Genomic DNA, 15387 nt, shown 5'->3' on the forward strand with positions numbered 1-15387 from the left:
ATTAACTTTAGCCGTATCGAACTGGATTCAATATTATAATGTCACACGAATCAAAACAAAACTGGGTGGTAAGAGCCCGGTTAAATACCGTGTTCTTACCACCCAGAAAGTCGCTTAAAGTTTCGTCCAATATTTGGGGTTCACTTCAAGACCAGCTTTTTTAGTTTAACTAGCTTTTCCCCACCGCTTAGTCTTTAAAAATCACTGCCGGCAATGGCACCATTTGCGTATACAGCTGTACCAAATCTGCTTTAACGATCTGTGGTTGCTTCAGCATTAGCCGCGCAAAATTAATGATGCTACGCGCTGTCATTTCAGCAATAAACGGTTTATGCCGCGTTTGATCATCCTGAAAGCCATAGACGCGCAAAATATCGCCAGTAATGTACTGTATAACTGCTTCGTCAACTTTACTCCAGAACATCACCGCCAATAACGACCGTTGCTGATCAAGCACATCTACCACTAGTTGTGCCGCAACCCGTGACGAATCATAGGTATGGTCAACTCGTTGTAAAAATTGATTGAGCATTCTAACGCAACTGACTTCAACCACCTCACCGATGTTGCCGTAATGGCGATAAAAAGTCTGCCGCGTCAGCTGAGCATCGCGGCACAACTGACTCACACTAATTTTAGCAAATTCAACTTGGGCGTCATAATAACGCATCAATGTGGCAATCAATTGATTTTGAGTACGCTGGAGGCGCTGATCGGCATGCTGATTATACGCCAATTGTATTTTACCTGGATTCATAAATTTCGCCTCTCCCTCTTTATGTTACATATTACCCCATTATGACAACGAAACAAAGTATTAAAACGCCACGTAATCCTTTAGTATTAGGCTTATCAACAAAACAACTAAGCAAGCATATGAGGAGGAACCACCATGAAATTTATCACATTAGAAGAACATTGGGAATCAGAACGCGTCAATGCCGCCGCAAAACCTTATCTACCAGCACCAGTCAATCCACATAAAAATCCCGCTGATCATAGTATCGCCGAGTTTGTCGCTAAATCAAAAAAAGACAATACTGAATTAACTAGCGTCGGCACCAAACGTCTCGCCTTTATGGACGCCAACCACATCCAACGCCAGATTCTCGGTTACGGTGACAACTCACCACAAAATCTTGATCCGAAAGTCGCCATCCCGTTGACTCAAATGGCCAATGATGATTCAGCCGCTGCTATCGCCACCCAGCCCGATCGCTTTGGCGGCTGGGCCGTTTTACCAGTTGGTGACCCGCAAGCTGCTGCCACCGAACTAGAGCGGGCCGTCACACAAAAAGGACTACAAGGTGCCATGATTCATGGCTGCTATGCTGGTCGTTTCTTCGACGATCCATTTTACGAATCGATTTTTGCCAAAGCTGAACAATTGGATGTGCCATTATACTTTCATCCCGCCATTGTACCTAGTGCAATTAGTGAGTACTATTACCAAGGCGATAGTTGGTCAGAACTCACTGCCTTCACCTTTGCTGGTGCTGGTTGGGGTTGGCACGAAGACTTAGGTGTCCAAATGATTCGGCTCATTTTATCCGGTTTATTTGACCGCCATCCTAACTTACACATTATTACTGGTCATTGGGGCGAGATGGTACCTAATTTTTTGGAACGACTAGACCAAACTGTTGGCCTAACTGTTAATCTGCAGCGTAGTATCAGTCAAACCTATCGGGATAATTTTTACATCACCCCTAGTGGCATGTTTTTCCCAGCGCAATTACAACTAGCACTGACCGAAGTTGGCAGTTACCACTTAATGTACTCAGTTGACTATCCATACAATCATCCAACTGGCGCCACAACGTTTTTAGCTGACGCTGGTTTAAGTGCCAGCGACCAAGAAAAAATTGCCTACGGGAATGCAGCTAAATTATTGCGTTTAGCACAATAACTAAATAACGCAGACTTTAAAAATAATTTAGGAAGTGTTTTTATATGAAAGCTAATTATCTTTTCTTCGGCATCATGTTGTTGCTTTTCTTCGGCGTTTGTCTACTTGACTGGCACTGGAAGCCCTTCGATATCAATCGTCAGTATGTCAGCCTAAAATTGTTAGGCATCATTCCCGCACTGATGTTTATTGTCATTCTTTTCACGTCAGGGACTAAATTTTCTGGTGCGTTAGGCGTGCTTTATCATTTAATTATTATCGCGATCATCCCTAGACTAAAAGCACCAACTTGGGCCAAAATGGCCGGTTATGGCTGGATCACTTTGGATGTTGCTTGTGGCATCATGACCATGGCTAACGTGGCCGCTTCAATTGCCATGCCGGTACGCCTTGGCGGTCATGTGCTTTGCGCAATTTGGATCATTAGTGTCTGTCTCTTCACTAAGAGCAAACTTTTGAAATATCTAGGCTTCTTCATTGCCGCTTGGTTAGGCGTTTATAGCTTCTTTGGCGGCGTCTTACCCATGTCTTACCTTGCTATTCCTGGTCTGCTAGTTGTTGTCTGGTTAGCACTGTTAGGCTTCCTGTATCAAGAAGCTTAGTTACGGTTGATTTATAAAAATAATTATGTATCAAAAAAGGCCTAGTCAGTGACTAGGCCTTTTTGGTCTTTCTATTTATCCACTGGTTTGGTAATATCTGATGTTGCCACGTGATTGCGCAATAACAACGCTGCCCCAATACCACCAACAATAACGACAGCTGCAACTGTGACACACACAGCGGCCATCCCGTTATGATAGGCGGTGACCACAACATGCTGAAAGGCTTTCGCAAATGGAGCTTGACTCACCCGTTGCGAAAAGGCGATTCCATGACCGGAAAATGGTCCGGCATCGATCAACGCCTTTTTAAGACCAGCTAATGCAGGAGCTGGCATGCTGATCTGACCCAGATGCCCATTAAGATAGCTTTCATACTGCGCGTTTTGAATCAGCCCTAAGCTAACGACCCCAACTGTGGTGCCTAACTGGCGGAACACATTTAACAAGCCTGATGCCATCCCCATTTCACTAGGAATAACGCCTTCCATCCCTGTTGTGTTCAGCAATGGATTGACCATCCCGTTGGTGATCCCAATTAGAATCATGCCGGGCCATAAATCAACAAAGCTGACCCCAGGACCCATGGCGTGGCCGATCCATAAGAAGCCAGCGCCACCAATGAACAAACTAATACAGATCATCCATTTCTTAGAATAACGTGCACCAAGAATACCGACAACAGGTCCGAGAATCAATGACCATGTACTGATCGTCAATTGGCGCACGCCGGTTTGGACGGCTGAATACCCAATATAATTTTGCATTAACGGCGTTAGGTAAGCGTTGAACGCGTACATTCCCGCACCTAAAACAAAGGCAACCAGCACAATGCCAATAAAGTGGGGCCGTTTAAACATGCTAATATCGACCATTGGATCCGCAACGCGCAATTCTACAATCACAAACGCAATTAGCAAAATCACACCACCTGCAAGCCAACCACTAACTTGCCCGCTAAGCCAGCTTAAATGCGGATGCCCTTCCTTAACGATCAACCCATAAATAATGGCAAATAATCCGGCGGCAGACAGGAGCATCCCAGCGAAATCGATCCGCTGATTTTTACCATAGCTCGGTGTTTCCTTAACATAAATTACGGTTAATATCACCGCTAAAACACCAAATGGCACATTGACATAAAAAATTGCCGGCCAGCCAAAATGTTCGACTAAATACCCACCGATCAGCGGCCCTGAAGCTGTGGAAACACCCATGATCGAGCCCAGTATGCCTAAGGCGAGTCCACGATCACGACCAGCAAAGTTAGAAGCCACTAACGCCATTGATAACGACATCATCCCGGCGCCACCAAGAGCTTGAACCCCACGGCCAATATCTAAAACTAATAAATTGGTGGCCATCCCGTTCACCGCTGAAGCGATGACGAATAAAATCAGCGAACCAAGAAAAATCTTTTTCCGACCGTACATATCGCCTAACTTGGACATGATCAGTAAGGTGACCGCGTAGACCAAGGTATAGGCATTTAAAACCCATTGTAAATTGGTAAAAGTTGTGTTGAAACTACGAACCATCGCTGGTAGTGCGACGTTAACGACAGTCACATCCAATAGGCCCATAAAAACGCCTAAACTCATCGCGGTTAAGGCGATCCATTGTCTTACATTATGCTTACTTTGTTGCATTGTGATTCTCCTATTCCGCAATTAAGGTACTTTATTAGCATAAACCACTAATAAATTTTGATGCTACAGGCGGTGTCCATTCTACTACGGCTCAGTTCGCCTAGTAGAAACATGGCCCTATTCCGCAATTAAGGTACTTTATTAGCATAAACCACTAATAAATTCTGATGTTACAGGCGGTGTCCATTCTACTACGGCTCAGTTCGCCTAGTAGAAACATGGCCCTATTCCACAATAAAGGTGATCTATTAGCATAAACCACTAATAAATTTTGATGCTACAGGCGGTATCCATTCTACTACGGCTCAGTTCGCCTAGTAGAAACATGGCCCTATTCCACAGTTAAGGTGATCTATTAGCATAAACCACTAATAAATTCTGATGTTGCAGGCGGTGTCCATTCTACTAATTAGTATCCCAAGTTTAATTCTGGTCCTGTAATTTAGCTTGATATTGCTCGATCCAAGCTTGTTTAGCTTTACAGATAGAAATACTTAAGTCTAATGCCCGCGCGCCAGTTTCCAACGAGGTAGTTGCTGCTGATTCAGCCATTAAGCGAGCTTGAACATGAGCCTTAAAATCCTGATAACTATCTAAATCAGCTTGCGTTGCCGCAGCATAATCAGCCAGAATCGTCTGTTGTGTGGCAACATCAACATTAGCCATACCGCGAAATTTAAAGCGATAAATGGATTCCCGCTTAGCATCCATCGCCACCGGCTGTGCCATTAATTCTTGAAAGCGCCGCCGACCTAATTCGGTGATCTGCGCCATTTTTTTATTGCGTAGTGTGTCTTGCTTGTCCGACACTTCGATATAACCTTGTTTACCCAGCCGATTAAGTAACGGGTACATCACGCCATTGGAAATTACCCGGCGTGGCTCTAAGCTGCTCTCCAATACCTGAGCCAACTTATAACCTGACATATTATGTGTTTGTAAAATGCCTAAAATTAGTAATTCATACATATTGACCTCCATATGTCGTAGCGACTGATTAATTTTACGTCGTTACGACATATAAAGCAAGCTCTTTTCAGAAAAAAAGACTAAAATCATTTTTGATTTTAGTCGTATATGTTTAGTTTAGCTATTAATATTGTAAAAAAGTGATTATCTTACCATGGTAAAGTGCCTTCATTTTCTGTGAAAGTCCCAGTTTGCGGATCATCAAGTGGCAAGCTAGCCATTTTAACGATCTGCGCGGCACCGGTGACTACATCTTGCATACCGGCTGGCTTGGGTGCATCACTCGGCCGGCCACCAAAGTTGGTCGCAGGCCAGCCAGGATTAACCGAATTGACCGTGATGCCCTCAGTGACTAATTCCTTACTCAATAAAATAGTGGCAAAATCAACCGACGCTTTGGTTGCTTGATAGCCTAACGAACTGACCTTGTAAAACCGCGAATTAGGATCAGAAGCTAAACCCAGCGAGCCCATATTGCTGGAAACATTGATAATTTTTGCCGGCTGACCAGCTTTTAACAAAGGAATCATTGCTTGGGTCACATCAACTAAACCAAAGAAATTAACATCAAACTCCTGACGCATGGTATCGGTACTCATTTGTGAAGCCGGCAAATGACTGCCTAAGGCAATACCAGCATTATTGATCAGAATACTCAAATAGCCATAATCGACTTTGATCCGCGCTACGGCTGCCTTAATTTGAGCTTTGTCAGTTACATCTAGCTGAATAAAAGTCGCAGCCACGCCGGCTGTCTTGAGCCGAGCTACCGCTTGCTCACCGCGTTGTTGATCACGGGCGCCAACTAAGATCTGTTGTCCCTTTTTGCCCAGCGCTTGCGCCGTGGCGAAACCAATCCCCTTATCCGCACCGGTAATTAATGTGATCACTGCTTTTGTTTCAGTCATTATTTTGCCTCCTAAAAATAAAGTGATCCGCTAATCTTTTTCGTGGAGCCATTTTTCTGAATTCTCATATAAGGTATTTTCGTCTTGAGCGCGATCCGTGCCCAGCAGATCCTGGCTGATCGTACCCCCTGCATTTTGACGAACGTAGGCTAGATAACGGTAACTACGCCGTAGATCAGCGACATCTTCTGGCTTGATTTTAAGATTTTGACCAGGAATAGCCGGCTGTAATTTATCACTTTCATCGATCGAGGTCAAATTAACGATTTTCCATTCACCAGACCGCTTTTCCACTCGATAAATTAAACGCATATAGGATTCCAAAATAGCTTCCGTACCATTGACTAGTTGCCAACGGTTCGTGGTTGAAGATAGCTCAACGTATGCGCGCATGCCATTTTGATGAACAATGGGCGTGCCAAAACGGCCCACGATCGGCATACTATTATCGACTTCAACTGGCTGTTTTCCGAGAAAAGTGGACACTGGGCCACTCTGCCAACTCGTAGTCACAGTAGCATCAGCAAAATAACAATCAGCTAATTCTTTAACGTGGCGCCCACGATACATTCGTTCCTTTAAAACCACCTGACTAATTGCTTCAAAATCATTCATTATCGAGTCACTTTCCTTTCAAATTAAGTATTAATTTACATCACTGACCAGCCAATAACCAACTGACTTTGCCTGAATAAATACTTTACATTTGACAACCATATACTGTATACTCATAATTAATATATGTCAACGATTAATAAACAATAATTTAAATCAATTATTTCAGGAGTAATCAAATATGACAGATAAAACCAGCAACACTCAAGCACTTGGCCAAATGTTTTTCACCTTAAGCCAAGCTATCACCCAAAATCGTTCGCTAGAAGAGTTTGATCTAACTCGGCTACAAGTAATGACGCTCAGAAAAGTTTACCAACACCCTGGTATCAGTATGAGTGAATTAGCCACTAGAACTGGCATTTCGCGTGCACAGTTAACGCGCTTGATCACCAGCCTCGAAGCACGTGAACTCGTACAGCGGCAACATAACCAAACTAATCGGCGCGTGGTCAATGTTTACGGTACTACTAAAGGACAAACCGTCATGGTCGAGCATATGGAGTTGATCCAAAAGCGCATTCAAGCCCACGTGGACACGTTAACACCTGTGGAACAAACCGCATTAAATACTCACCTTAGCGCAAGTATTCAGCTCATGATCAAGGCCGGCATCATTAAAGCAGATACAAATATGACTTTGTTTAAAGAATAATTAATTAACGTCTTAACTACAACTAAACACGCCTAATCAGTAGATTAAACTTATCTCTGATCAGGCGTGTTTCATTAAATTTATAAGCTATTGGGCAGTAACAAACGATACAGCTTAAGCGCAACTGCTGGCGTAATTGGTTCCACTGCCATAGCAATTTGTTGAGCAAAATTTAAGATCGTTTTGCCTAAAAAATCACTAACAAAATTTTGTGTCACTTTAGAATAGTCACGTAAAATTAAGATTTGTAATGCTGTTCCGCTGAATAACGACTGAATTTGTGGTTGAATATCACTCCACTGCATCATTTTAATCAGTTCAAGATTAGCATAGATCGTCGTCACGATCACGGCACTACTATTAACAAAGTCGATCTGTTCCAGCTCGTCAATTTGCCGTTCAAAATTTGCGATCAGAATTAAAAATTGAACTACAATAACATCAGTGAGCTCCTGATGATGGCGATAAAAAGTTGCCCGCGAAACGCCGGCCATTTGGCAAAGTTCTTTGATCTTAATTTGCTCAAAAGTAGCACCAGAACGATATTTTTGAACTAAAGCGTTAAACAACTTTAGTTCAGTTTGTTGCTTTCTGTGATCAATTTTTAATTGTGGATCTAAAAATGCTTTAGCCATTTTATTAATGCGACATAATAGCTGCATATGTCACGTAACTTCCTTTCATTTAGCTTTATTGCCCTCTATAATACTAATTGTTAAGATAAAGCACAATCCTTAAATCGTGCCGTAAAGGAGCGTTCAATATGAAAATTATTAGGGTTGAAGAACATTATGAACCAGCTAGGACCGCCCAAGCCATGCAACAACTAGCAGGCAAAGCAGTTGCACCAAATTTGAGCAAAGATATGTTAAATTACATGCACACCTCATTGCCAACGCTGAACAAGTTTTCCATTTAAAATAAAAAATTTTTGATTTTACAATTTAAGGAGCAGATAATATGTCATTAAATCCCCAACAAGTTACAAATACGATCAACGAACTACAAGAAAACTTTGAACGCAGCGGTTTAACCAAGCAACAAGTTGCCACTGATCTGGATATCAGCTTGACCAAGCTGGAACGACTGTTTACATTGACCCAAAGTTCACTAAACGACCCTTTGATCCTACGCAACTATTTGATTGAAAAAGTTGAAGCAAATGGGCAACAACCAGTTGAATTCACCGCTTTAGTTGGCGACTGGCATCAATATTGGTTTTTAAACAGTCGTGTCATCGACAAACGCAAAATCACAGCTGGCGACAATTAGCTACTATGATCTAGAAAAATTAGACACATCTATATCGATTTCTTTCTGAAGCTTGTTTGTATTACTCATAGGCAGAGTTAATTTGGTTCCATTCCGGCGCTGGCGTATGGAACGCGTGGCGCGTTGGCGAGCTAATTTTCTTTCCAATTAAGTTCATTGGAAAAGAAAATGGATCTTGCCAATCGCGTATGGTACTAGGCGACCACAATTCGGTCACCAAGTACCATCGACACAGCTGCGACTTGGACTTGCCGCACTTCGGCAATAGTCCAATCGACAACGGGAAGCAAGCTCTGTTTAGCAAATAAGTACTAATTGCGATACTTGTAAATAGTGTTATTAAGAACGAGCGACAGTGATACGCCAGCGCCTCCATTTCACCTTGGCAGTTTTAGAACACTATTTAATTAGTTAGGTTAATCGTCTTAGCTAGTTCAATTAGGATTAACCGCCAATTATCAGTGATTCGCAGTTTTAAAGCAAATTATATGCGCATAAAAAACACCGGTAAAACAGTCAGAAACTGTTTTACCGGTGTTTTACGGTCTAACTACCAATAAACTTTACTGCTTAAACAGTCAACACTTGAATGTTCAGTCATTGCCTGCTGGAATGGAGTCGTCAGTGGACCAGATGTGTCGATAGTTCTTAATGGTGATTTGTGCCATTTAGAACTATGCGTGGCTGGCGAGATCCATTTTTCCGTCTGCTTTTGGGTTTATCTAGGAAAAATTAGCTCGCCAACGCGCCACTCGTTCCGTCCACTGGCGCCGGAATGGAAGCTCACTAACTCAGCTTGTAGACAACCCTATATCGATGTGTCTAATTTTTTTGGCAGCATCAATAATATTATTGACCAGCTGCGAACATAAATTTGCGTCAAATCAAAAAATTAACTATGATAGGTCTATTGATTCAGATCATTTCAAAATTGGTACCGCCACCAGTCAGTTATTTCATTTATTTGATTCGTTCAGCCATTGCCTTTGTGGTAAATGAGCGTAAAATAAGGGGATAACTATGAACGAAGGAGCACACTATGTATCAGCTATTAACCGATTCAGCCGTTGACCTACCTTACCAAACACTTGCCGCAAATCAAGTCGATTTTGTATCAATGCACGTGGATATTGACGGGCAGGATTTCAACGATGATTTAGAACACCATTTTGATCTAGATCATTTCTACCAAAAAATCGCTAATGGCGTTATGCCATCAACTGCGCAAATTAATATTGGCCAGTTTGTCGAATTTTTCAAGCCTTATGTTGCCGCAAACATGCCAATCTTGTACCTCGGCTTTTCTTCTGGTCTTAGTGGCACGTTCAACAGTGCCGTCCAAGCGCGCACAATGCTGATCAACGATTATCCTGGCGCACAGATTTATTTAGTCGATTCATTAGCCGCTAGTTGCGGTGAAGGCCTTATGCTGCTGGATGCCATTGATAAAAAAGCTGCCGGTATGGGTATCACCGAATTAACCGACTGGCTAACCAATAATCGCCTGCGCTACCGGCAATGGTTCACTGTTGATGATCTTAACTATCTCTATCACGGTGGCCGTGTCTCGCGGACCTCGGCGGCGGTTGGCTCATTACTACACATCAAACCAGTAATGGATGTTGATACTGCAGGCCATTTGCGTGTGGTAAAAAAAGCCCGCTCACGCCATAAATCATTGGAAACGCTAGCTGATAACACCATGGCAACTTTAGCGGAACCAACGACACCGCGGATCCTGATTGCCACTACCCAAGCAGAAGATGCCGCTAACGTAGTGCGGGACCATATCTTGCAGCGCATCCCGCAAGCACAAGTCTTAATACAAAAAATCGGCCCGACCATTGCCAGCCACACCGGCCTTGGCTGTGTCGCTGTTTTCTCATTAGGCAATACTGAACGCGAATAATAAAAAATCGTCCCGCAACTAGTTTTCAGCTAATTGTGGGACGATTTTTATACTTATAACTTTTAACTAAGGTTAACCAATATGATCTTATATTGCGTCTTTGTGGTAGTTTGCTGAAATTCAACTCAGTCAGAGTAACTAAAGTAGTTAGCTCTTAATTGCTTAAATGATACTTTCACTTATATATACCGTTTGAGCAGGCCGATTTATCCCACCTTTTTTTGCTCACAAAACAAAAAGCCACAAACGATGCTGATTTAGAACGATTTAACCTCAACTAATTTTAATACCATTTGCGATAAAGACACAGATCGTGTCGCGCTGATCTGAGCAAGGACACAATTCGTTACACTGACTGCTGCCCCTACACTCACCTGCTTAATTATTGTAAATACTGTTTAAACCGGCAATATCTGCCGCGGTCAATGCAGTTTTGCCTTGGTCGACTGGGTACATGACTGAATCTTGACTGGTGCTGTGATCCAGCCCTAGTGCGTGACCGAGTTCATGGACCGCCACCGACTCCTGAAATGCTGCCGTATAAGTCGCATTCAGACTAGCCGTGGCGTGATTAGCTGTATAAGCGCCCCAGCCAATGCGCTGAATAATTTTAGGGCCGCCATGACCTAACTCGATAGTGCCTTGCTCCGCCGCAGTCATCGTTTTATGGTAAATCGAAAACGTGATCTGATTCTGTTCCGCGGTACCAGTACCAGCAACTAATTTGACGATCCCCGTTTGATTGTAAGTGGCAATTGCTTGAGCAAATACCTGTCTAGCCGCCGTTGGAACATCGTCATCAAAATGATAATAGTAGGTGCTGGCCAAAGTTTTACCTTGAACGTTAGCCTCTAGCGGTGTGGCCTCGGTCGTTGCCGAACTAGCGGCAGAATCACTTGCTGAACTCATACTGCTTGAGCCACTGTCACTAGCGGCTGAATCCGACGTCATTTCCGGAGCCACACTAGCCGTCCACTGTGAAACTGTGGTCGCTAATTTATCGGGTATTGCTTTAAAATCATTAGTGGTGAAAAAATATAGACCAGCGAGCAAAATGATCGCCCACAATAAGCCTTTGAAAAATCGCACGGACATTGCTCCTTTTATTAAGTGTGCTAATTAGTTACAGACGCCCTTTGTTGGGGTAAATCTATGCTACCACATTTTATTACCGAACGATGCGTGCTTAACTCTTTTTTAACAATCGGCTACGCACTTTTTGGGCTACAGCTTTTTTAAATTATTCATGCTAAAATAACCATAAGTACATATTCGCTGGGTACGAATAATCATACGGAGGTATTTTATGAAACATAAAGGGAATTTTCTGACCAAGATTGCGGTAACGCTGCTAACATTAACGTTTGTTGGCTTAGGGACGAGCCAACCTAGCTTTAATGAAGCTACAAATACGGTCCATGCCGCTAAAGTCACAAAAAAACAAGTGGGTAGCAAAACCACTTTAAAGCAGCAAAATACAGCCTTATTGCAGCAAAGTTACAACGGTACACAAACAATTGAGATCAACGACAACCAACCGACTTTTACCAAAGCTAACCTAAGCACAGCAAATGGTGCTTGGCAAAAGTATGCTAATTTAGATTCGCTAAACCGGCCAGTTGTGGCTAATGCTTTGCTCAATAAAAGTTTAATGCCTACGGAAAAACGTGAATCGCTGACGGTCGATCCTACTGGTTGGCGTAATAAAAAAATTAAAAATGGTTATTTATACAATCGTTCCCATTTGATCGGCTTTCAATTAACTGGCCAAAATAATAATCCGAAAAACTTGATCACCGGTACTCGTTCGTTAAACAGTCCCGAAATGTTACGTTTTGAAGACGATATTGCTTACTATATTAAAAATAACCCTAAAGCTTACGTTCGCTATCAAGTAACGCCGGTTTTTAAAGACAACGAACTGCTTGCCCGTGGTGTTCATATGCAGGCTGAGTCAACAACTGGTAGTGGCATCAAATTCAATGTTTATATTTTTAACATTCAAGCTGGCGTCCAGCTTAATTACGCTGATGGCACTAGCCAATTCAGTGCCGACCAGCTCGCGCAAAGTTCTGCGGCCGCTACTGCCAGTTCTACGACCACACAAACCGAAAGCAGCGCTACCAACGACCAAGTCAGTACGGACACGCAAGGCCAAATTGTTGGCAATGTTAATAGTAAGATCTACCACACGCCTGATCAAGCTGGCTATAATATGTCTGCCGCCAATGCGATCTACTTCAATACTGAAGCTGAAGCCCAAGCTGCTGGCTATCGTAAATCACTCCGGTAACTCGATATTCTATGCAATACTAAATGTGACCACCAATTCTTGGTGAGTCACGTTTTTTTATTTTTGCAAACAACGTGGTAAACTAGATGCAAAATACTCAGTGAGGTGAAAGCGATGGAACAGGAATCCTTATTTGCCGCGGATAGCCAACAGAATAGCCCGCTGGCTAATCGAGTGCGGCCACAAACATTGGCCGAATTTTCTGGTCAACAACACTTATTAGCACCGGGGAAAATCCTCCGCGATATTATCGATCACGATCAACTATCATCAATGATTTTTTGGGGCCCACCTGGTGTTGGTAAAACTACACTGGCGCGGATCATCGCCAATCAAACCAAGTCGCATTTTGTCACTTTTAGCGCGGTGACCAGTGGCATTAAAGATATTCGTAAAATCATGGAAGCGGCTGAGCTAAACCGCGAAATTGGTGAGCGCACGATCGTTTTTGTCGATGAAATTCATCGTTTCAATAAAGCGCAGCAAGATGCTTTCTTACCCTATGTTGAGCGCGGTAGTATTATTTTGATCGGCGCCACTACCGAAAATCCATCATTTGAAATCAATTCCGCCCTACTTTCACGCTGTAAGGTTTTTGTGCTCAAAGAACTGCAGGTCAGCGATATTGTTGAATTACTGCAAAAAGCATTACAGAATACACGTGCTTTCCCTGATCTAACCGTGAATATCGATCCAGCAGCCTTGCAGTTATTGGCAGAGTTTGCCAATGGTGATGCCCGTGTGGCCCTAAACACGCTGGAAATGACAGTCTTAAATACAGAGCACGCAAATAAGCAAGTAACGATCGATGTGCCGGCGTTAAATCAGTTGATCAACACAAAATCATTGCGCTATGACAAACATGGTGAAGAACATTACAATATTATTTCCGCACTGCATAAATCGATGCGTAATAGCGATGTCAATGCGGCGATTTATTGGTTAACTCGTATGTTGACTGGTGGTGAGGACCCGCTATACATCGCGCGGCGGCTCGTTCGGTTTGCCAGTGAAGACATTGGCTTAGCGGATACGCGTGCGTTATCGCTGGCCGTAGACGTTTTTAAAGCCTGCCAATTTCTTGGTATGCCCGAGTGCAATGTCCATTTGACTGAAGCTGTCATTTACCTATCATTAGCACCAAAATCCAATGCCGTTTATGCCGCCACTGAAGCGGTTAAAGCTGACGTTAAAAAGACCGGCAATGAGCCTGTGCCGCTACAAATTCGTAACGCACCGACTAATTTAATGAAAGACTTAGGCTATGGTGCCAATTATCAATATGCCCATGATAGCAAAGAGAAACTGACCAATATGCAGACGATGCCGGAAGCTTTATCTGGCCATGAATACTACGCGCCAACTGAACAAGGTAATGAAAAACGCTTTAAGCAACGGTTAGAATTTTTACAGCAATGGCATCACGAACATGATTGAAAAAAATCACCGACTCGTCACAAGTCGATGATTTTTTATTTGCTTATTTAGTATTAAAACTGGACCTGCTGAACCCCGTTACCTAAGCCTAGATCAACTTCAGCACTAGTCATTTGAATTTCATATAGCGCCAAGCGTGGGCCAATTAAATCTAATACATGAGCAAAATCAGGTACTTGAGTTAAAAATTGGTCCTGCATTGCTGCTAAAGTTCGCTGTGATGCTTGACCGACTGCGTGATTACTGGCAACGTGGGCATTACCAATCTCAGGCACCGTTGAAAAAGCAATTTTATCGCTGGCTAAAAACTCTTCAACACCACTAGAATCATGGACGGAAGCAAAATAAAGCACTGCCGGCGTCGTTGGATCCCATACAAAATTAACGATCCGTAAGTTAGGTATGTTAGCTAAACTAGTCGCATAAGCTAATTTATTTGCGCCGCCAAGGACTTGTGCTAAATCTGATAATATCATCTAATGACCTCCAAATAGTTATTCTATCTTTCTATAATACCAGTTTCTTATTTGAATTGGTTTGTTTTTAGCTTAGCGGTTAAAGTAACCTTTTTATCGAAACTTAAACTCGTAAGTGGCGACTTAGTTTAACTAAAACAAGTAAGGTCACGCATAAAATTGTGCTCACAACCGCAATTTGGTTAATAACTTTTTGTGGTTTAATACTTTTTTTCAAGCCTAATTTAACTATTTGATACAGCAACAAGCCGATAATACCACCTAATGTATTATCGATCACATCAGTAATATCGGTTGCCCCGATGCCAAAAATAAACTGGATCATTTCACAAAATACACTGATCGCCATGATCAATTTTAATTTGAGCCGTAGCGGCTTAAACAAAATTGCCGCATAGACACCTAATGGAATAAAAATAAGTACATTTAGCAGTGGCTCCAGCCAATCAATATGACCACTGACCTCCGCTGACGCTGCAAATGGCATTAAGTTGATGCTGCGCTGGCTACCAATTTGAATCAATGACAGGTTTAATTTAAAAATAATCCTGAATTATGCATATGCATCAAATTGATTGGCCAAATTATCAGTTTTACGTAATTTCTCTATATTCACGACTTGGGCTAGTCATGACTAGCCAAGTTTGACTTAATTTAGTTAGTTTGATTAGTTTTCATACTTGATCGCGTCAA

General features: G+C 42.6%; 18 protein-coding genes. 9 read left to right on the top strand and 9 right to left on the bottom strand.

What is annotated here, in order from left to right; translation table 11 throughout:
- A partial coding sequence (locus EKM76_RS10285; RefSeq protein ID WP_164507606.1) for an IS3 family transposase occupies positions 1–118 on the top strand: 118 nt, incomplete at its 5' end.
- Positions 119–187: 69 nt separating this feature from the next.
- Here EKM76_RS10285 and EKM76_RS10290 read toward each other — a convergent pair.
- Positions 188–757, bottom strand: coding sequence for a TetR/AcrR family transcriptional regulator (locus EKM76_RS10290; RefSeq protein ID WP_125550580.1), 570 nt, complete (start codon positions 755–757; stop codon positions 188–190).
- Between the two features lie 135 nt (positions 758–892).
- Here EKM76_RS10290 and EKM76_RS10295 point away from each other — a divergent pair, with 135 nt between their 5' ends.
- Positions 893–1909: an amidohydrolase family protein gene (locus EKM76_RS10295; RefSeq protein WP_125550581.1), complete on the top strand. Its 1017-nt coding sequence runs from the start codon at positions 893–895 to the stop codon at positions 1907–1909.
- A 44-nt stretch (positions 1910–1953) separates the two neighbouring features.
- The gene (locus tag EKM76_RS10300) at positions 1954–2511 is read left to right on the top strand and encodes a hypothetical protein (protein WP_125550582.1); all 558 of its coding nucleotides are present in this window, start codon (positions 1954–1956) and stop codon (positions 2509–2511) included.
- 71 nt (positions 2512–2582) lie between these two features.
- Here the strand turns inward: EKM76_RS10300 and EKM76_RS10305 are convergent, their stop codons facing one another.
- The 4 genes from EKM76_RS10305 to EKM76_RS13550 form a co-directional block, all read right to left on the bottom strand.
- Positions 2583–4160 carry an MFS transporter gene (locus EKM76_RS10305; protein WP_125550583.1) on the bottom strand — a complete coding sequence of 526 codons (1578 nt, stop codon included), beginning with the start codon at positions 4158–4160 and terminating at the stop codon, positions 2583–2585.
- A 423-nt stretch (positions 4161–4583) separates the two neighbouring features.
- Positions 4584–5129: a PadR family transcriptional regulator gene (locus EKM76_RS10310; RefSeq protein ID WP_164507637.1), complete on the bottom strand. Its 546-nt coding sequence runs from the start codon at positions 5127–5129 to the stop codon at positions 4584–4586.
- A 149-nt stretch (positions 5130–5278) separates the two neighbouring features.
- Positions 5279–6037 carry an SDR family NAD(P)-dependent oxidoreductase gene (locus EKM76_RS10315; RefSeq protein WP_125550584.1) on the bottom strand — a complete coding sequence of 253 codons (759 nt, stop codon included), beginning with the start codon at positions 6035–6037 and terminating at the stop codon, positions 5279–5281.
- Positions 6038–6067: 30 nt separating this feature from the next.
- Positions 6068–6652 carry a hypothetical protein gene (locus EKM76_RS13550; protein ID WP_191986916.1) on the bottom strand — a complete coding sequence of 195 codons (585 nt, stop codon included), beginning with the start codon at positions 6650–6652 and terminating at the stop codon, positions 6068–6070.
- A 181-nt stretch (positions 6653–6833) separates the two neighbouring features.
- Here EKM76_RS13550 and EKM76_RS10325 point away from each other — a divergent pair, with 181 nt between their 5' ends.
- A complete protein-coding gene (locus tag EKM76_RS10325; RefSeq protein ID WP_125550585.1) occupies positions 6834–7307 on the top strand; it encodes a MarR family winged helix-turn-helix transcriptional regulator in 474 nt (157 codons plus the stop codon).
- Positions 7308–7387: 80 nt separating this feature from the next.
- On the opposite strand, the gene EKM76_RS10330 is transcribed toward EKM76_RS10325, so the two are convergent.
- Complete coding sequence (locus EKM76_RS10330) at positions 7388–7942, bottom strand: hypothetical protein (protein WP_125550586.1); 555 nt, start codon at positions 7940–7942, stop codon at positions 7388–7390.
- 128 nt (positions 7943–8070) lie between these two features.
- On the opposite strand from EKM76_RS10330, the gene EKM76_RS13490 reads away from it, so the two are divergent.
- From EKM76_RS13490 to EKM76_RS10340, 3 genes are all read left to right on the top strand, one after another.
- The gene (locus EKM76_RS13490; protein WP_164507638.1) at positions 8071–8226 is read left to right on the top strand and encodes a hypothetical protein; all 156 of its coding nucleotides are present in this window, start codon (positions 8071–8073) and stop codon (positions 8224–8226) included.
- 41 nt (positions 8227–8267) lie between these two features.
- Complete coding sequence (locus EKM76_RS10335; RefSeq protein WP_125550587.1) at positions 8268–8579, top strand: DUF2316 family protein; 312 nt, start codon at positions 8268–8270, stop codon at positions 8577–8579.
- 1039 nt (positions 8580–9618) lie between these two features.
- A complete protein-coding gene (locus EKM76_RS10340; protein ID WP_125550588.1) occupies positions 9619–10488 on the top strand; it encodes a DegV family protein in 870 nt (289 codons plus the stop codon).
- 378 nt (positions 10489–10866) lie between these two features.
- Here EKM76_RS10340 and EKM76_RS10345 read toward each other — a convergent pair whose 3' ends face one another.
- The gene (locus tag EKM76_RS10345; RefSeq protein ID WP_225417915.1) at positions 10867–11577 is read right to left on the bottom strand and encodes a M57 family metalloprotease; all 711 of its coding nucleotides are present in this window, start codon (positions 11575–11577) and stop codon (positions 10867–10869) included.
- Between the two features lie 217 nt (positions 11578–11794).
- On the opposite strand from EKM76_RS10345, the gene EKM76_RS10350 reads away from it, so the two are divergent.
- Together EKM76_RS10350 and EKM76_RS10355 are read left to right on the top strand one after the other, a co-directional pair.
- The gene (locus EKM76_RS10350) at positions 11795–12781 is read left to right on the top strand and encodes a DNA/RNA non-specific endonuclease (RefSeq protein WP_125550590.1); all 987 of its coding nucleotides are present in this window, start codon (positions 11795–11797) and stop codon (positions 12779–12781) included.
- A 114-nt stretch (positions 12782–12895) separates the two neighbouring features.
- Complete coding sequence (locus EKM76_RS10355) at positions 12896–14218, top strand: replication-associated recombination protein A (protein ID WP_125550591.1); 1323 nt, start codon at positions 12896–12898, stop codon at positions 14216–14218.
- A gap of 53 nt (positions 14219–14271) precedes the next feature.
- On the opposite strand, the gene EKM76_RS10360 is transcribed toward EKM76_RS10355, so the two are convergent.
- Positions 14272–14694, bottom strand: a complete 423-nt coding sequence (locus tag EKM76_RS10360) for a hypothetical protein (RefSeq protein ID WP_125550592.1) — start codon at positions 14692–14694, stop codon at positions 14272–14274.
- 103 nt (positions 14695–14797) lie between these two features.
- The gene (locus EKM76_RS10365; protein WP_225417916.1) at positions 14798–15217 is read right to left on the bottom strand and encodes a VanZ family protein; all 420 of its coding nucleotides are present in this window, start codon (positions 15215–15217) and stop codon (positions 14798–14800) included.
- Between the last annotated feature and the right edge of the window lie 170 nt (positions 15218–15387).

This window comes from Loigolactobacillus zhaoyuanensis, from assembly GCF_003946385.1.
GTDB lineage: Bacteria > Bacillota > Bacilli > Lactobacillales > Lactobacillaceae > Loigolactobacillus > Loigolactobacillus zhaoyuanensis.